The 17,604-nt window shown below is 33.1% G+C and carries 17 protein-coding genes; 2 read left to right on the forward strand and 15 right to left on the reverse strand.

Features of this window, described 5'->3' with window-relative positions:
• Window positions 1-38 precede the first annotated feature (38 nt).
• Together FS935_RS00155 and FS935_RS00160 are read right to left on the reverse strand one after the other, a co-directional pair.
• Window positions 39-2,372, reverse strand: coding sequence for a beta-galactosidase (locus tag FS935_RS00155; RefSeq protein WP_146945522.1), 2,334 nt, complete (start codon window positions 2,370-2,372; stop codon window positions 39-41).
• 77 nt (window positions 2,373-2,449) lie between these two features.
• A complete protein-coding gene (locus tag FS935_RS00160; protein WP_146945523.1) occupies window positions 2,450-5,794 on the reverse strand; it encodes a DUF5107 domain-containing protein in 3,345 nt (1,114 codons plus the stop codon).
• A gap of 173 nt (window positions 5,795-5,967) precedes the next feature.
• Here FS935_RS00160 and FS935_RS00165 point away from each other — a divergent pair, with 173 nt between their 5' ends.
• Complete coding sequence (locus tag FS935_RS00165) at window positions 5,968-6,855, forward strand: AraC family transcriptional regulator (protein WP_146945524.1); 888 nt, start codon at window positions 5,968-5,970, stop codon at window positions 6,853-6,855.
• A gap of 247 nt (window positions 6,856-7,102) precedes the next feature.
• Here FS935_RS00165 and FS935_RS00170 read toward each other — a convergent pair whose 3' ends face one another.
• The 11 genes from FS935_RS00170 to FS935_RS24445 all read right to left on the reverse strand — a co-directional run bounded on the left by FS935_RS00170 (window position 7,103) and on the right by FS935_RS24445 (window position 14,610).
• Window positions 7,103-7,345, reverse strand: coding sequence for a hypothetical protein (locus FS935_RS00170; protein WP_146945525.1), 243 nt, complete (start codon window positions 7,343-7,345; stop codon window positions 7,103-7,105).
• Between the two features lie 180 nt (window positions 7,346-7,525).
• On the reverse strand, window positions 7,526-7,825 hold the full coding sequence (locus FS935_RS24365) for a GNAT family N-acetyltransferase (protein WP_338036887.1): 300 nt from the start codon (window positions 7,823-7,825) through the stop codon (window positions 7,526-7,528).
• Window positions 7,716-7,940 carry a hypothetical protein gene (locus FS935_RS23785; RefSeq protein WP_240050764.1) on the reverse strand — a complete coding sequence of 75 codons (225 nt, stop codon included), beginning with the start codon at window positions 7,938-7,940 and terminating at the stop codon, window positions 7,716-7,718. The genes FS935_RS24365 and FS935_RS23785 overlap by 110 nt, the downstream gene beginning before the upstream one ends.
• 402 nt (window positions 7,941-8,342) lie before the next feature.
• Complete coding sequence (locus tag FS935_RS00180) at window positions 8,343-8,543, reverse strand: hypothetical protein (RefSeq protein WP_146945526.1); 201 nt, start codon at window positions 8,541-8,543, stop codon at window positions 8,343-8,345.
• Between the two features lie 439 nt (window positions 8,544-8,982).
• A complete protein-coding gene (locus FS935_RS24425; RefSeq protein WP_369127091.1) occupies window positions 8,983-9,075 on the reverse strand; it encodes a putative holin-like toxin in 93 nt (30 codons plus the stop codon).
• 327 nt (window positions 9,076-9,402) lie between these two features.
• Window positions 9,403-9,495, reverse strand: coding sequence for a putative holin-like toxin (locus FS935_RS24430; protein WP_369127091.1), 93 nt, complete (start codon window positions 9,493-9,495; stop codon window positions 9,403-9,405).
• Between the two features lie 313 nt (window positions 9,496-9,808).
• Complete coding sequence (locus FS935_RS24435; protein ID WP_369127092.1) at window positions 9,809-9,904, reverse strand: putative holin-like toxin; 96 nt, start codon at window positions 9,902-9,904, stop codon at window positions 9,809-9,811.
• 49 nt (window positions 9,905-9,953) lie between these two features.
• Window positions 9,954-11,441 carry a DUF2357 domain-containing protein gene (locus FS935_RS00185; protein ID WP_146945527.1) on the reverse strand — a complete coding sequence of 496 codons (1,488 nt, stop codon included), beginning with the start codon at window positions 11,439-11,441 and terminating at the stop codon, window positions 9,954-9,956.
• A complete protein-coding gene (locus FS935_RS00190; protein ID WP_146945528.1) occupies window positions 11,416-13,662 on the reverse strand; it encodes an McrB family protein in 2,247 nt (748 codons plus the stop codon). Before FS935_RS00190 ends, FS935_RS00185 begins: the two co-directional genes overlap by 26 nt.
• Window positions 13,663-14,038: 376 nt before the next feature.
• The gene (locus FS935_RS24440) at window positions 14,039-14,131 is read right to left on the reverse strand and encodes a putative holin-like toxin (protein WP_369127093.1); all 93 of its coding nucleotides are present in this window, start codon (window positions 14,129-14,131) and stop codon (window positions 14,039-14,041) included.
• Window positions 14,132-14,460: 329 nt separating this feature from the next.
• On the reverse strand, window positions 14,461-14,610 hold the full coding sequence (locus tag FS935_RS24445) for a putative holin-like toxin (protein ID WP_369127094.1): 150 nt from the start codon (window positions 14,608-14,610) through the stop codon (window positions 14,461-14,463).
• A gap of 122 nt (window positions 14,611-14,732) precedes the next feature.
• On the opposite strand from FS935_RS24445, the gene FS935_RS00195 reads away from it, so the two are divergent.
• Window positions 14,733-14,969: a hypothetical protein gene (locus tag FS935_RS00195; RefSeq protein WP_146945529.1), complete on the forward strand. Its 237-nt coding sequence runs from the start codon at window positions 14,733-14,735 to the stop codon at window positions 14,967-14,969.
• 144 nt (window positions 14,970-15,113) lie between these two features.
• Here the strand turns inward: FS935_RS00195 and FS935_RS00200 are convergent, their stop codons facing one another.
• Together FS935_RS00200 and FS935_RS00205 are read right to left on the reverse strand one after the other, a co-directional pair.
• A complete protein-coding gene (locus tag FS935_RS00200; protein ID WP_146945530.1) occupies window positions 15,114-15,446 on the reverse strand; it encodes a hypothetical protein in 333 nt (110 codons plus the stop codon).
• 6 nt (window positions 15,447-15,452) lie between these two features.
• Window positions 15,453-17,603: a DUF6792 domain-containing protein gene (locus FS935_RS00205; protein ID WP_146945531.1), complete on the reverse strand. Its 2,151-nt coding sequence runs from the start codon at window positions 17,601-17,603 to the stop codon at window positions 15,453-15,455.
• Window position 17,604: the final 1 nt, after the last annotated feature.

The raw sequence follows: 17,604 nt of genomic DNA on the forward strand, positions 1-17,604 counted from the left end.
AATATAAACATTAGCTTCAGAAGAAAGTTTCTAGTTGTTTATTCTATTTCGAGCTCTATCTCACATATTGCGGTTGCTTTTATTGATTTAATTTCAGAGGTATTATGATTAATTTCTGTCCTAGCTGCCATTGGTGAATCTGATTTAACATAACTTCCCTCTTTTAACGGTGAAACATAAAGGTACATTCCCTTTTCGATTAGTTCTTGCTGATATTGTTTCAGTCCTAATTGCCAGACTTCGTTATTGGAAAAGTTATCATGAATTAATTTCCCATCAATAAACGCATATCCAATATCTCCAATATAATCTATGTTAAGAAGCGGTTCTTTAACTGAGTTAAAGAACTCTGGTGAAAAGTCAATTTTCGCTTTTGAATGACCAACCTTCTTAATATCTATTTCTAGCTTATTTGTATTAGTAGAAATATAGTACTCATCAAAGAACCCATCATTTTCTTGCTTTTTTATTTCTCTTCCCTGGTATAGTAATTTCTTCTTTAAAGGTGGAAAAAACATTAATTCTATTTTTTTTTGTTCATTACTATACTCCAACTTTAATTTGTTATCCTTTAATAAAACAGTGCTATCTGTTATCACAATTTGATGTTGATTATCTAGTGTATATCTCCAAAAATTCAGACTTTGTTTATCTGATAAAGTGACAATATGAATGTTGGTTCCTGAATGCAGTGTTATATCACTAACATGAGTTTCTACTATAGGATCTAGCTTAATTATTACTTCATCTCCCCAAATAACATCACCATCATTTCTTTCAATATTCTGTATAGCTTCTCGACGGAAGCAATATTCCGCTTTCATGCCTTTTGGAGTAAAGAAAAAGTAGTAACTTTCACCATTATGTTCAATTTTCGTGATTAATTGAGTTGTGGAGTACTTTAAAGTTGTTCCATCCATAATCAAATTAAATGGGAGAACACAACTTGTATTTTTTGCGATTGATAGTCCTTCACTTTTAGGTAGATTGATGGTTTCATGGTTAAGTTGAATAGAAATAGAAATATCTTGTTTGTACTTCATTTCAACATGATCTTGATAATTATTAATAAATAGAAAACCTGAATCTTTATGAGCTCTGACAGCATAACGCAAAGACTCAGTATCAGTTGGATCAATACGATCACTCATCTCAGGTAGGATGGTTTGTGATTTACTAAACTCTTTTTCAAAGGTTGTTAAAAAGTAATGCAACCGCTTCAGTCTTTTATATGATTCTCTAATCTGTCCAAATTCTCCTATGGGAGCTTGATAGTCATAGGAAATTTTAGGTGTCGCATTTTCATTTAAGAAGTATTTTCCTACTGGATTTGAACCACCATGAAATACATAATAGCCAATGAAATTACACCCACCTGCAAGCTTTACATTAGCCATTGCATCAACACTTTCATATGGTAATGTAAATCGATACTGATAAAAATTAGTCATACCTGCTCCCATTTCACAGCAAGCATAAGGTAGATCTTCAGCACGGTAGGTTGGGGTAAACCCATAATTTTCTTTTTCATTATTATGAAAATCTCTATAAATAAACTCCGGTGTAGCTGGATGTTCTTTCACATCTCCATAAAATATCCATGGCCAAAAAGCATATCCTCCCCATAGAGGAAGTACTTCATCAGAAGGTGCGGATGCTCCTCCCCATCCAGTACAAGTATAAAGTGGAGTCTTAATATTAGCCTCTATGGCTAGCTTTTTTAATGTTAATATATGTGAATCTCCATCCCTACCGGCAGGAAGCCATTCATTACTTGTTCCAGCTGTTATTTCCCATGGTGCACCTGCATGTTCATATTCGTTTTCAAGCTGGGTACCTATAATTGGACCATTGTCTTTAAATAATAAACCATTCACTTGTTTTCCAATTTCTTGATAAAAGTTTTTAACAAATCCCAAATACTCTATATCATTTGAGCGCAGATCAAATGGTCGTCCGAAAAGCCAATCTGGTAAACCACCATTTCTTACCTCACCGTGTGCAAATGGTCCAATTCTTAAGATCACATAAAGTTCATGCTTCGCACAAATTTCAACAAACTTTCTTACGTTTCTATTTTCTGTCCACAGAAAAATACCCTGTTCTTCTTCATGATGATTCCAAAAGATGTAGGTTGCGATTATATTTACACCTCCCATTTTCATTTTTATCAGCTCATCTTCCCATCTTGTATGATGATACCGACTAAAGTGAAATTCACCACAAATTCCTAGAAATGGCTGATTATTTTTCTCCATAAAATAGTTTGTGAAACTAATTCTGTCTCCGCTTAAGTTTATTCCTCCAAGTTTGGTTTTGGCAGGATAAATATTCTTCTGAGGATTTTTGACGTTAATAGTATATTTCTTCATTCACTCATCATCTCCCGACTATATATAAAGAAATAGTTGTGAAGCAGCGTTTTAAACCTTCACAACTATGATTCTTTTTAGCTCGTTATCATATTGACCTTTTTATGAGTTATAGCACCTTGATGATTTGAATCTAGACTCAACACTATGTTTAACTCATCTATTGCTTGTTGATGTTTGTTTAATCCAATTAACCCAAGTGCTCTCATGTAACGACAGTGAATTTCGTTGCGTTTTTTTAGATCATCATTAAATACTAGAAAATCTGGAAGAGAAACCGCAAAATAATCAATTTTCGGAACATCAAATATATGTTTTTCTCCATAATCTATTAACTTATTAAATCGTTTCTTTGAGTCTTTGAAGCTCTTCAATTTCTGTAGAGCTAATCCTTGGTAGAAAATCATTTCCGGTGGTTGATCATTGTAATAAAGTGCACTTGCGGGTTCATCAAACCCTTCGGACGCAATCGTAAAACATTCAATTGCATGACTTTCATCCTTTAAACCTTCATAGGCACAACCCAGGTAATAGTACACATTATTATCCTGTGTACCCTCAAGTTTGCCTTCACCTAGATTTTCAGGATAGGTAAGTGCCTTTTTAAAGGTATTTAAAGCGTTTACATATGACTTTTTATGAAGATAGTGCTTTCCAAGTTCGATATGGGAATACACATATTGCTCTGTGACCTTTCCTTCTCCTCCTTCCCATGGATGAAAAATTCGTGTTTTCAGTGACTGGATTGTTTTTTCATAATAACCTAAGCAGTTTTGAAGTGTTAAATATTCAATATACAAATCGTCTCTTGATTCGACTAAAGGCAATTTGTTCGTTAAAAAATGGAATCTTTTATCTGGTGAGTATCCCAATTTCTTGTGTAACTGATCATATTCATACAATACCCTTGCATCAGATTGATCACAATCAAATGCTGTTTGTAAAGAAATCAGTGCACCATGTTCATCTTGTAAATGGTTATAGTAAGCAAGAGCTAGATTTCGATGAACTGTTGCAAAACTAGGTTCTATTTCCCTTGAGGTTTCCCATAACTTAATTGCTTCTTTATATCTTTTTTTATCATAAAGTAAATTACCTAAATAGTAACAGGCCTTGCTATCTTCTGGATTCGCTGCAATCGCATCTTCTAGTACAATTAACTCAAATAAACTATTTGGGAAACAATAATCTGAAGAAGCCTGGTTACCTATACGTCTATAATACTGTGCTTGATCATGCTGCTTTAATTTGGAATACAAATAACCTATCGTATAGTGAATAATTGGATATTCTTTATTTGTGTTTTCTCGTAACAATTGACTTAAAATTTGTATACCTTCTTCATATCTTCCACATTCTTCATAATCAGCAGCAAGATGTAAATAATTTTGAGGATCATATCTCATAAAAGCTTCTAATTCAGACACGATAGAATGAGCAGTTAATGTATTTCCCAATTCTAAATGAATGAAATAAAGTTCATAATAAGCTCCAAAATCAGCAATATCCATTGTTATTGTTTCTTCGGCAAATTGTTTTGCTTCTTGTAATCGACCGATGTTGCGTAGAATGATTGTTTTTAGGTGACGCACTTTATAATTTCTACTATTTTTAACTAAGGCTTTTTCTATAAATTCTAATGCTTGATCATACAATCCTTTTGTTGAAGCAATTTGTGCTAAAGAAAAATACCCACTTTCTTGATAGTGTGCTGACCATACAGATTTATAAAATGCTCGATATGCTTCATCTAATTTCCCTTGTAACTTGAGTGATAGACCCAGTTGATAGTAGGCTTCACTGTCGTATGGATTAGGATTTCTCCAAGTTAATAACTTAATTGCATTTCTGAAGTATTCTTCACTTTTCTTGAACAATCCTCTACGCAATAGTAATGTTCCATATGCCACGTTTATTCTGATATTATTTGGTTCTCTTTTCAATCCTTCTAAGTAGTATTCATCAGGATCCAGTGTTGCATGTCTGTATTGTTCTAAGTGTAATCCGGCAAGATATAATTCCTCTGTTGTTTTTAGGTCATGTGGAGAGGGTAATGGTTTTGCGGGTTCCGGTATTTCTTCTATTTGTTTTTTGGGTGGTTGATAGGAAACTAATATTTTCTCCCTTGCATCTTTTACAGATAAAAATAAATTGTGTTCTAGTTCACTTTCATCAACTTTAATATTTATCTTATATGTGTGGTTTGGAGACAAGTTTATTTTTTCATTTAAGTAAGAGTGCTTTTTACCCTTTAATTCGACAATAGCATCAGTATAATCTGATGTAGCATATACGCTAATACAAGCTTCATTTAGTAGAGAATCTACTTCTAGATTCACAGCAGCATGTTTTGTGGCATTTTTCACCATTCCAATATGTTTATAAGGCATAAAATATTGTGTAAATGTTTTTTCTTCGTAAGGCTGTAACCAAGTAAAATCCGGTTGATTATCAGTAAATACCCCTGTCATCAACTCTATATATGGACCATCTTCATCTGTTAATTGTCGGTCCCATGCTTTTCCAAAATCTCCATTACCCCATGTCCATTGTTTTTTTCCAGGAGAAATATGGTGATCTGCTACATGAAGTAAGCCTGCTTGCAAATTATGATCATAACCCCCGACAAAATCGTAATCAGATTTGTAAGCCATATAAGAAGTGGGAACAGGAATATTTTTATAACGCGAAATATCTACACCTTCTGAATAATCCATCTTATAATAAGTGCCAGTGGCGATTGGAAAGCGTGATACATCTCTTTTACCATGATCAAAAACAGCATGAACATCTGGGGGAAAAACAGATTGTGTGTGATCATTTACCGCTACGGCTGGATTTGCCCACCAAAGAAATGTTTGAGGCAAAGATGTACGATTATATAACTGTGCCTTGATTTCTAAATATGCTTTATCAGGATGTAGGATAAAACCTGCCGTCACTTTTGTACCGTACATCCGATCGATTTCACTTACCCATACAGTAGCACTTCCATCATCATTTTCAGTTACTTTGTATTCAACTGGTCCAAATGTATTTGGACGGTGATGCTGTGGCCAGTTAAACTCTATCCCACCTGAAATCCAAGGACCCGCCAATCCAACAAGTGCTGGTTTAATCACTCGATTGTAATAAACAAAATCGTAATTATTCGTTTTATCTAATGCTCGATAGATACGCCCCCCCAATTCTGGCATGATTTCAATACGGATGTATTCGTTTTCTACTATAACAAGGTTATACGATTTCATTTTTTTATGATCGTGTATCTTATCGATTACCGGATAGGGATATACTTTTCCAGAGCTACCTTGATACACTCTTTTTTCAAGGAACATGGGATTTTTATTTGGCTCTCCTACCTCATAAGTTGGGATTTGTCGTTCTTCTTCCCAAACTTGAACTCTTTGTTCAATTTTCATTAAACTCCCTCCTCTTTATACTACTACGATACGTTGATATGTTTTTTCTTACAATTAACTAAATTCGGTTTATAATGGACTATATTCTGAATTATTTTTAATATATTGCTAAAGGTAATAGTATATAAAGAGAAGAAATTTGATTATTTTCTTATTTTGTTAGGAGTGTTGAAATGGGGAATATAAAAAAAAGTGATGGATTTGAATTGGAACGACTGCTGGTTTTACCTGATTATGTAATAAGAGATATTGAGAAACATCCGTTAATAGCTCCTTTCTATGTAACTGATATTGGCTATTTTCCGAGAGCTAAATATCATTATCGTGAACGAATACATGGTTGCGATAGTCATATCGTAATTTATTGTGCTGAGGGAGAAGGATGGATAGAAATAAATGGTACAAAATTAACTATTAAACCTACTATGCTAATGATTATTCCTAAGGAAACTCCTCATCGATATGGTGCATCTGAGCAAACACCTTGGAGTATTTATTGGTTCCATCTAGGTGGCACCGATGTAGATCAATTTATAGAAGGTTTAGGGCTAAAAAATAATCTATCACAACTAAAATTTATAAAATTTGTAAAATTTTTAGAGATTTTTAATAATTGTTTCGATTTTCTGTCAAATAGAGTATACTCTCACCTCCACCATATCCATGTATCTCAATCTATAAAATATCTTTTGAGCAATGTTAGTGTAACAAGCGCGCTCACAAACCAAGATAGAAATAAAGAAGATTATCTTGATAAAGCTATTCATTTTATGAACGAAAATATGAACAAAACAATTAAACTCGATGATGTTGCAAAATACTCGGGTTTATCAAAACAACATCTTACACATCTATTTAAATCTGAAACCAGTTATCCACCTATTGATTACTTTATAAGAATGAAAATGCAAAGAGCGGCACAAACACTTGATCTTACAGAAAATTCTATTAAGCAAATTGCTGTTTCATTAGGCATAGATGATCCTTATTACTTTTCGAGAATCTTCAAGAAAATTATGGGTACTTCACCATCCCAATATAGAAAGATTAAAAAAGGTTGAAAGTTTCATCTGTATATTTTAATTCATCATAAAAACTTTGTGAGTAATAGCCGTATTTCCCATTCTTTTATCCTGAAAAGAATGGGATACGATCTTTGTAGGTATTCTTAGTATCGAAAATTTATTGTACAAAAAAAGGACAGTGCACAGCCCCATACTAACAGTTTTAAGTTTACATAATATATTTCTCGTAAACTATATTTCATTTGAACCTTTATATCTTACAAAAATTATAATATAGTTTATCTTACCTACCATTAATCTTTTTAATATATCTTATTTCTCTGTCACAAACCAAATAATCTTCTTTATGATCAGGGACCCAAATATAGAACATATTTTCGCCATCTTCATTTTTCCAATATGTATCTTCAATTTTTACAGTTAAACCATGAAAACTAATATCAACATCAAAAAAATGAATACTGTAAAAATCTCCTACAATTAGTTCGTAATTTTGTTTTTGAATAACAATTGTAAATCGATCCATGAATTCTCCTTATAAAAAAAGTTCCAACAATTACTGTTGTTGTTATGTTAAATTAAGCTAACACTAACTCCCCTTAAAAAATGTTAATAAAGAGATTAAAAAGGAGAGATATAACTTTACCATCATTACTCATTGATTACTAAACAATATACAGGTTTTGGATGATAACATTGTTCATTTTCACCTGTGTTTAAATCCTAATTTTTCATATAACCGAATTGCTCTATCATTATTAACAATCACAGAAAGATAGATTTCCTTACAATCATACATGTTAATCATATCATCAATGACTGCTTGTAATACGTGGACACCGTAACCTTTTCCTTGAAACTTGTAACCAATCATAAAACTAATCAATTCATATCTTTCATGTTCTTTCCGGTAACCATGACAAAGTGAATCCAATGAGTGTATCTTTGTCATAAATAGCTTTTGGCGTAAAACCATAAACATGGCAGGTTGAAAGAAAGAACACATTTGATCCAACCCATCTTTCGAAAATTTGTATTCTTTCTTCTTGGTTTCGATCTGATTTTAGCTGTGTAATTTCCCAAAAATTCTTTTCGTTTACTTCCCTTAATCGCAATTCCATTCTGACACTCTCCTTTTTATCTACTTTCATAATAAGAATTTTTCAGTTAGATGAATAGAAACGACATTTCCTAAAAATCATTTAAATTAAACAGGTACTAATGCATAGATCAAGTCTCAATTAAAAAGAGTTCAGTTTCTTACTTTTCTTTTCATCACTTTTCAATGAACACATCTTTGATTATAATAAAAGGAGAAAAAGTATAAAATAAAAAAACACTGCTTGGTGCTAGAACACCAAACAGTCATACAATAGCTAGGATCCCATCAAAGGAATCAGCGAAGTTTGAAAATAACTCACCTATCGCCGGGAGAGCTCAAGGGTGGGTTATTTTTCGTACCTATAAGATATGTTTGACAACACCAGACTTGCAAATACTAACATTATTAACTTATCTACCTATCACAATACAACTTCAGTAGCTCTGCTAAACTCTTCTAGCAGAATTGATAATTTAATATGTTCCACGTCAATATCTTCCTTCTTATTCATATAGAACTCTTTAGCTTCCTCAAGTGAATTAAATTGTAGTGATTTATGTATTTGCTCATACCTTCCAAGCTCCTCAAATATTTCATATGCCAACCAAGTTACTTCGTACATAGTAACACCCCATATTCGGTATTATTTTAAAAGGAGAAACTTTGAATATTCCTTAACCATACATACTTTTTATTATACAATACAAACGTTATCAATATTGACACTTTTCACTATCATCTATTGGGTTACATCCTATGAATATTCACAATAAATTTCCAATGATATCTTAATTTATTGTGTTTATTAACTATTAAACAAGTGTGACTACTGTATAGCTCACTTATTTCTATCAAATGGAGTCAGTTCTTACTTTTCTTTTCATCACTTTTCAATCAACTCATCTTTGGTTATAATAAAAGTAGAAAAAACATAAACTAAAAAAGACTGTTCGGTGCTGTAACACCAAACAGTCATACAATAGCTAGGTTCCCATCAAGGGGATCAGCAATTTTGGTAAATAATAACTTCACCCTATTACGCTGCTAGGCTCAAGGGTGGGTTATTTTTTGTCTCTATAAGATATGATTGACAACACCAAACTTGCAAATGCAATCATGAGCATTAACGTTTGAAATACTGTCATCATAAGCATCACCCCCTTCCTTCGGGGTAATGCTGACCACCCTTGAGTTTCCTAACTATTGCAAAACTATTATAGCACGAAATAGAATATATGTTCTTATCATGTATATAAAGAACTTTTATTATTAATTAAGTAGTAAACCACTCTTTACTTTGTATTTCATCTCTTTTCAAGGTTTTCATATTGGGTTATAATAAAAGTAGAAAAAACATAAACTAAAAAAGACTGTTCGGTGCTAGAACACCAAACAGTCTTACAATAGCTAGGTTCCCATCAAGGGAATCAGCGAAGTTTGAAAATAACTCACCCTATTACCCTGGTAGGCTCAAGGGTGGGTTATTTTTTGTCTCTATAAGATATGATTGACAACACCAAACTTGCAAATGCAATCATGAGCATTAACGTTTGAAATACTGTCATCATAAGCATCACCCCCTTTCAATGGGGTAACACTGACCACCCTTGAGTTTCCTAACTATTGAAAAACTATTATAGCACAAAATAGAATGTATGTTCCTGTAATCTAACTAAAGAAATTTTAATCATTAATTAATGAAACACTATTTATTAAGTATTTCATCACTTATCAAGCATTTCATATTTGGTTATAATAAAAGTAGAAAAAACATAAACTAAAAAAGACTGTTCGGTGCTCGAACACCAAACAGTCTTACAATAGCTAGGTTCCCATCAAGGGAATCAGCGAAGTTTGAAAATAACTCACCCTATTACGCTGCTACGCTCAAGGGTGGGTTATTTTTTTGTCTCTAAAAGAAATGATTGACAATACCAAACTTGAGAATGCTATCATGAGCATTAACGTTTGAAATACTTTCATAGAAGAAATCACACGCTCTTTTTTGGTAAATAAAATAATTAACTTAGCGTTATAGAATCTTCCCTAACCATTCCTTAAAAACATCATAATGTTCTCCTGGCGAAAAACAAAACGCCCCCATGTGATATCTCTCATGAAACTCTACATCATAAAAATCCTTATCACTCGGCATATAACATTCTGTTGGTGTTAATATAAACACGTCTTTTACAACCCTCATATCATCTTCTCTGGCTAAAATCCCATCTCTATATTTATGCATCTCCCCAAGCGCCATTGGTAGGTTGGCAGGAATGCGGTACTTAGGATCCATAACATACAGTTGATTTTGGTAATCTATCACAATATCAGGAATCATTCTTTGCGTATATGAGTAGTATGGATTTGTATTAATTTGAATGATTTTTTGATAAATTAATTGTCCACCATTTTTAAGGTGTATCACACTTTCTTTGTTTTCAGATAATCTTAAGAAATAATAGCCGTCCTTCTTGGTGAATAACTCTGCTGTATCATCTAGTTGTCCTAGTTCTCGTAGAGTTCTAATGATCTGCATAAAGCACCACATTTCATACAGCAAATACGTGTCTTTTAAGCTTAGTTTTTGTTCAATATCAAAGGTAAGCGTTTTGAACTGATAAAGTGATGAAAACCACTGGTACCATAGTCTGTAGACTGGGTGCTTACGAAATACATGAGTGATTTTTACAGGTCCTGAATAGGGTCTTAGTCCTTGAAGGAATTCTGCTTTTTTCCATAATGAGATCCAGTCCAGATATTGCGTTGCTTTTCTCCCAATATCACGATCATTTATCGTTCGGTATGTTTTTAGCAAGAGTTGCAATTCATTAAGCTGAAAAAGCAGCACTCGATTTTCATATACATTGAAGGTTTCTTCTACTTTTGTTGATTGAATGTGACTTGGTAGCTTTGTTGGTGAGCCTCCGTAGCTTTCACCATACCGTTCCAACCATGCAATGCTTCTTGGTGTCACAGTTTTCACACGTTCTCTTCTCATTAAAACTTCTTCTTTACGAAGGTTTCTTAACGGGTGAGCTGTGATTTTTTGAAAGGTATTTCTTAGCTTGTAAATGGTTGATTCAATGTACATCCACTGCAACATAGAGCATTCTCTTGTGAATCCACTTGAAGAAATGTTCGTCTCTAAACCAGATTGTTGAAAACAAATACTTGCTTCTTTTAATAAATCATCTAAAAGAAATTGGTATTGCTGCTGGGTTAATTTACGAGAATCAGTATACACATAGTTTTCAAAGGTATCTTTACCTTCTTTCGTACTGATGTTAAATGAAACTATTCCACTTTGAAATGGAGTTTCAAGTACTCCTTCCCAGCCTTCATTTGTTTTGTTCATTGGTAATGAAATATGCTGCATTCTAAATTGAAATGTTCCTTTTGAGCGTGTTCTCCATTTATAGATTTTTGCTTCTTCTAAATAGACCTTATCTATAGCTTCCCAGGTTTTTTGATGATCATCCCATACTGTAATCTTAACGCCAGAATTGAGTGGAGCCATATCGCTCTAATTCCTCTCTCATTCGTTCTATATGTTTATAAACTTGAGATGTTTCGCCAAATTGTTGATAAAATAAGTTTGCTAGAGTGTCTAACAATTCTGTAATTCGTTCATCTCCTCTAATTTTCGGAATAACCTTTTCAGCTACAACACGATCTAGTGCAACTAGGGGCTTCATTCTTAGTTCTTCAGCTAACAAGCTATTTTTATATAATTTTCGGATCATTTCATTCATCGTACGATAACCAAAGTGAAGGTCATATTTTGCAAGATGTTCATGAATCGCTACTAATAGATCCCATTCTGTTTGAACGTTTTTTTTAAACTTGTCATCTAAACGGTCCCAGAAGCTTGAAAAGTCAACATCTGATAACGTCATCACAAAGGCCCGATCAAGTACTTTATCAGAAATACTATGAGTTGTTTCATCCACATTAATCGTACCGATCACATAGAAGTTATGTGGAATTTCTATTGTTTTTGGCACATCCGCTAGATCATCGATATTGTGTAATGTAATCGGTTTTCTTGATTCAACCGCACTTAAATAATCGCTTAAATAATACTCCACTCTGGCTAGGTTCATCTCATCTAAAACAATGAAATGTGGCTTGTCTTTTTCTTGATCAGCTTGAAGTAACATATCTAAATACTCGGTTCTCATGTATTTTTTTTCAAAAGAACTGTAATATCCAAATAGAGATGTCGCATCCATCCAATCTGGTCGAACTGGAATGATTTTCAGATAAGGATTTTCCTCACTATAATCAAGTCCATATACCGCATTAGCAAACACTCGACATAATTGAGTTTTACCTGTACCAGAAATACCACTTAAAATCACAAAATGCTTGTCATCAAGACTTGTTAAGTTCAAATAGAAATCTCTAATAATATCTAGTGAAAACGTGAAACCACTTTGTTCAACTAAATCTAGTATATTGGAAAAGTCAAAAGAACTCTCCAATTCTGGATCAAATTCTTCCTCTTCTTCTTCAGAAGGTTTAGGTGTTTGTGCTCCTTTTGGAAAAGTTAGGAATTCGGTTGTATCAGCAAAAATTGCTGCAGCTGTGATCAGACGTTCTTTTATTTTGAACATCGGCTCTGTAAATCCTTCATCAACACCTTTGTATTTTCCAACATAGAATGAATTAGTAGCACTTAATACAAAGCCGTTATTTTTTAATTCCTGCAATGACACTTCCTGATACATTTGGTTTTCATTGTTTTGATTATATTTTCCTCGATGATAGAAAGATTTTTTAATATACCAATCATAATCCTTTTGATTCGCCAGTTTACGGATTCGATGAAAAATTTGACCATAATTACCTATAAAAATCCCAATTGATTCATGTGGATCACGAGTGAAGTAACCAATATGACCTTCTGTGATTAATTGATCTTGATCATATATGTAAAACATCTGCTTATAATCATTTGTTTTCACCTTTTTTACTTCTTCATCAAGAATCACTCGATAAGATTTCGAGAAAAGTTCTATATCAAAAGGATCTGTTGCTTCTTGGATTGCCTTCATTAATAACATAGCATGACTATGTTCTAATGCTTCTTTCTCCAGAACGCTTCGCACTGGAGTTAATTTTTGATAGGTATTCCAAAGCTGATCAACGATCTCGTTTTCATCTATTAAACCTTCTAGCGGTAAGATTTCCCCAAAATGAATTGTAGGCTTACGTTTATTTTTGATATACTGCCATATCTTATCGGTAAATTCATGTTTATCTATAAAACTCTTTTTCTCTTCAATTGTATAAATCTTAAGATCATCAGTTAGTTCTTCAACCATTTTATCAAGTTCATGAATTTGTGTTCGTTTTGATAAAACCCAAAATGGGTAAAAATCAGAGCTCATCGTCATACGGATTTCACGTGAAGCTAAATGAAACTCTAGTTTTAGAATAAATAAAGGACTTTGATATAATTTTTCATCAATCAATTCTACAAATCCTTTGTTCCCATAATGTTGTTTCTTTTCTGCGTATTTAGGGTTCTTTGAATCTGTTATCGTTGTCTTAATCGCGCGTTCATGTGTATGTATTTTTAACTGAAGTAAATAAGCATCACGCTCACTGTATTTTGCGATAAAAGCATCTATTATTCTTCTTAATAAAGGCTGTACTTCATCAAGGATTTGTTGGTTTCTTTCTGTTGTATCTTCTATATTCATAATATCAACTAAATTGTTGGCTTGGATCATGTTTATCACTTCCCGAGTTTTGAGTATATTTCTCTAATACTATATTAATACATAAAATCTAGTTTTTTAACTAAATATGAGGGTTTTTGTCAAAAGAAAACCAATATCCCTCTTTTAATCTTCAACAAGATGAGCGATTATCTTAGCTTGATTATTATGTAAATTTTTTTGAAACGATTCATACTGTACTTTTGCTTAGCATCAACCCTTTTCAAACATGAATTCTTTGGTTATAATAATGATAGAGAAGACATACAATAAAAAAGACTGTTCGGTGCTCTAACACCAAACAGTCATACAATAGCTAGGTTCCCTTCAAGGGGATCAGCGTTTTGGCAATAACTCACCCTATTTCGCTGTTGGGCTCAAGGGTGGGTTATTTTTTGTCTCTATAAGATATGATTGACAACACCAAACTTGAGAATGCGATCATAAGCATTAACGTTTGAAATACTGTCATCATAAGCATCACCCCCTTCCTTCGGGGTAATGCTGACCACCCTTGAGTTTACCTAACTGTTGCAAAACTATTATAGCATAAAATAGAATGTATGTTCCTATTATGTAATAAAGAAATTTTTTATCATAACTAATTTATAAAACACTCTTTACTAAGTATTTCATCACTTTTCAAGCATTTCATAATTGGTTATAATAAAAGTAGAAAAAACATAAACTAAAAAAGACTGTTCGGTGCTAGAACACCAAACAGTCATACAATAGCTAGGTTCCCATCAAAGGGGATCAGCGATGTTGGTAAATAACTCACCCTATTTTGCTGTCGGGCTCAAGGGTGGGTTATTTTTTGTCTCTATAAGATATGATCGACAACACCAAACTTGCAAATGCAATCATCAGCATTAACGTTTGAAATACTGTCATCATAAGCGTCACCCCCTTTCCTTTGGGGTAACGCTGACCACCCTTGAGTTTCCTAACTTTTGCCATTCTAATATAGCACGAAACAGAATGTGTGTTCCTATTTTCCGAATAGAATTATACTTAGTATTACTTTTCAAGGCAGCTAATAGACTGGTTGTTGAATATTTCTACAAAGGGGGTATTATTACATGTATAAAAACACGAAATTTGCACTTATCGCTTCATTAGTCGTTTTAATAGGTTTTCCTGTTCTTTTTATATTAATATCATTGTTTACGGGTCAATGGGGTTATCTTTTATGGAGTATTATTCATAGTTTTACTGCAGGTTTTACTGGATTGATGATCACGTTTATGCAATTAAAAAAGGCTGTTTTCGCAAACTTTGTTGCTTTTACACACCCGAAGAAATCAGCACAGTATTAAGAATGGTGAGTGATGTTCTAAGTTTTTTATACGAAAACTGACTTTCATTTATCAACATCTTTCTCCCCTTTTTAGATTAATATGCCCAATCTGTACTTACATAAAAAGGACCTACTCTAGTAAGTCCACATCAATTCCATCATATTATGAATTTTCCACATAAGATACAAACTTATAATAAAGTGTGACATCCTGTTTTCTCATATCATTCACATAATCGGTGTAGGTGTTAGTCATACTCGTTATTGTGTCTTCACAGTAATCTAAAATGAGGTTATGATTGCGGTGTTGATCGATGATTTCTTGATTGATGGCTTCTACCAGCTCTCCGTTTTCGTTTTCCATTTCTTTTTTCATGAAAGTGGTAAAATCAATCCCTAGGTCACGTATTTCCTCTAATGCGTTTTTTAGTGGAGTGGCTTTGTAGCTTAATTCCTTTGAATCTGCAAAAACATGTTTTGTTGTAAAAGAACCCATAATTAGTCACCTCCCATAGTGATAATCAAACATGTTTGAGATTTTTTCTTCTTCTGAAAATAAATCTTCAATTGAATCTCTAATTTTTTTCACAAGCAATTTCTCTTTTTCAATTTCACTTTGTATGGTCTGAATCATTTGTGAGAACGATTGGTGGTATGATGCTGGCAATGGTGGAAGGTGTTCATTCACATTAATTTTCGTCAGTTTGTAATAACCACCAACTGGATACCATAGAGATTGTGATAAAAGATAAGAATATTGAGTTGGATTCGATTCCATAGTATGAATCTTTGACATGATTTTATGCTTTCTCTCCTGGTAATCATCAAGATAGTCACTGTCAAACAAAGCTTTCAATCTATTCACATTGCTTTCTTTTTCCTTAGAGATTGCTAGACCTTTTTGATAAATACGAACTGATGATGATATATTAACTTTTATCTCACTTTTGCCACTAGGTGACATGTACATATCGTTGTGAACATAGCTAATATTTTTATCCTTTGCAAGTGCATTGATCACAGCATCAAGTCCATGTGCATGCGCACTTACACTAAAATTTTCAATAAAACTAGTATCTACATTCTTTAACCCTTCATATGCTTCTTTTATATCACTTACCTCATTCTTGATTGTTTGAAAGGCAGCTATGAACTCGGCAATTCCCTTTATTTGTTCTTCTGGATTCATTGTATTTAAAGTTAGTGAAAGGGATAGATTTAGTGATGGATCTAGTAATTTATCAATAGTTGTTTGGATCTCTACTAAACTTGTTTCAATTTCTTTTATATTAGAAATGATCTTATCTTTTTCAACCTGACTTATAAAATCAACATCAACTAAAGCTTGGAGAATCGGATCAAGGTTTTTATATAAAACTTTAACAGCATTAATAAGCTCCGGTATTTTATTAGCCATAGCAACAATTGTTGGAACTGCTTCAACTATTAGTACTGTTAAGTTTGCGATAGTCTGAGAATAACCTGTCACCAGCTCTTTTTGAAAATTCAGGTTCGCACCAAATAAATCAAATGGAAGTGATATTGTTTCCTTTGCAAAAGACCAAATTGAATCAGCTTCCTTCAATTCTGCAAATGGTTTCTCAAAGCCATCAACCGAATCTTCAATACTTTTAACTGTTTCAGAAAACTCATCCCATTTTGAAAGAACCGAATCAAGAACAGCAGGATTAAAACCAGTAAGAGTATTCATAAACCCATCAAACCCATCTTCATTATAGGCTGTAGAAAAATTCGAAAGAAACATTTGTATTGTTCGCAAATCTTGATCAGGGATTTTATCCACTAACTCGCGAATGCCTGCATAACGAGGATCTGTATCAAGAAACCCATCACGGCCACCTATTTCAAGGAACCCTCTTACGCTACTAGCTCCGTAAAGCATATCTTCTTCAGATGTGAGATGGTGAATTGTTGTTTCATCGATTTTGTTTTTGTAGTATTCTTCGGTGAAGGTTTTGAGTTCGTCTGGTGGGATTTTGTAGATGTCTTGGTCACTCATTAAATGGAACTCATCAGTAATTCTCTCTCTAAAATCAAAGTCTATTACTGCAAGTTGATAAGCTGTTGGTGGGGCATCGTTTATAGCGTAAACATTTTTAAATCTTAAGTTATTTTCATTCCTTGACATCAATTGTAAAACTGTTATATTATTGCCCCCTAAAGAATGTCCGTAACCATATTTCTCTATAATAGGTAATGCCATGTTCTTATTTTTATTTTGAATAATCCTTTGTACTTCATCATCAAATAATTTTGCATCTTGAAATTGATTATCTGTTCCTCCAACGTATATACCGATCAAATTATAACTCCAATCAATAGGCCTCCAAGTATCCTTTTCACCTAGCTCGCTTCCCCTCGTTATCGTAATTGACTGATTTAGCTTCTTATCTTCACTTTGGAAGTGAATAATAGTCCCGTCAAAACCACTATCAATATTGGTTTTTCTATGCTCTTTTAAAATATCATCTGAACGATATATCGTCACATTAGCTGCTAACTCTGTTCCTGTTTCTTCATAATAAATTCGTTTTATTTCACTTTCTATTTCCTTTCCTTCAAGATTTTCATATTCTAATTCCATAATTCTCGCTTTAAGAATTGAAGTATTTAGTAGTTCTTGGTTATTCATT

It is taken from the genome of Metabacillus litoralis (genome assembly GCF_007994985.1).
GTDB lineage: Bacteria > Bacillota > Bacilli > Bacillales > Bacillaceae > Metabacillus > Metabacillus litoralis.

Bases quoted from the DNA above. Each gene is read 5' to 3' on its own strand.
- FS935_RS24435 (WP_369127092.1), bottom strand. From the start codon at position 9,904: ATGAAAGTATTTCAAACGTTAATGCTCATGATAGCATTCTCAAGTTTG.
- FS935_RS24445 (WP_369127094.1), bottom strand. From the start codon at position 14,610: ATGGCAAAAGTTAGGAAACTCAAGGGTGGTCAGCGTTACCCCAAAGGA.
- FS935_RS23785 (WP_240050764.1), bottom strand. From the start codon at position 7,940: ATGGAATTGCGATTAAGGGAAGTAAACGAAAAGAATTTTTGGGAAATT.
- FS935_RS00200 (WP_146945530.1), bottom strand. From the start codon at position 15,446: ATGGGTTCTTTTACAACAAAACATGTTTTTGCAGATTCAAAGGAATTA.
- FS935_RS00165 (WP_146945524.1), top strand. From the start codon at position 5,968: ATGGGGAATATAAAAAAAAGTGATGGATTTGAATTGGAACGACTGCTG.
- FS935_RS00155 (WP_146945522.1), bottom strand. From the start codon at position 2,372: ATGAAGAAATATACTATTAACGTCAAAAATCCTCAGAAGAATATTTAT.
- FS935_RS00180 (WP_146945526.1), bottom strand. From the start codon at position 8,543: ATGTACGAAGTAACTTGGTTGGCATATGAAATATTTGAGGAGCTTGGA.
- FS935_RS24430 (WP_369127091.1), bottom strand. From the start codon at position 9,495: ATGCTTATGATGACAGTATTTCAAACGTTAATGCTCATGATTGCATTT.
- FS935_RS24365 (WP_338036887.1), bottom strand. From the start codon at position 7,825: ATGTGTTCTTTCTTTCAACCTGCCATGTTTATGGTTTTACGCCAAAAG.
- FS935_RS00170 (WP_146945525.1), bottom strand. From the start codon at position 7,345: ATGGATCGATTTACAATTGTTATTCAAAAACAAAATTACGAACTAATT.
- FS935_RS00190 (WP_146945528.1), bottom strand. From the start codon at position 13,662: ATGATCCAAGCCAACAATTTAGTTGATATTATGAATATAGAAGATACA.
- FS935_RS24425 (WP_369127091.1), bottom strand. From the start codon at position 9,075: ATGCTTATGATGACAGTATTTCAAACGTTAATGCTCATGATTGCATTT.
- FS935_RS00205 (WP_146945531.1), bottom strand. From the start codon at position 17,603: ATGAATAACCAAGAACTACTAAATACTTCAATTCTTAAAGCGAGAATT.
- FS935_RS00195 (WP_146945529.1), top strand. From the start codon at position 14,733: ATGTATAAAAACACGAAATTTGCACTTATCGCTTCATTAGTCGTTTTA.
- FS935_RS24440 (WP_369127093.1), bottom strand. From the start codon at position 14,131: ATGCTTATGATGACAGTATTTCAAACGTTAATGCTTATGATCGCATTC.
- FS935_RS00160 (WP_146945523.1), bottom strand. From the start codon at position 5,794: ATGAAAATTGAACAAAGAGTTCAAGTTTGGGAAGAAGAACGACAAATC.
- FS935_RS00185 (WP_146945527.1), bottom strand. From the start codon at position 11,441: ATGGCTCCACTCAATTCTGGCGTTAAGATTACAGTATGGGATGATCAT.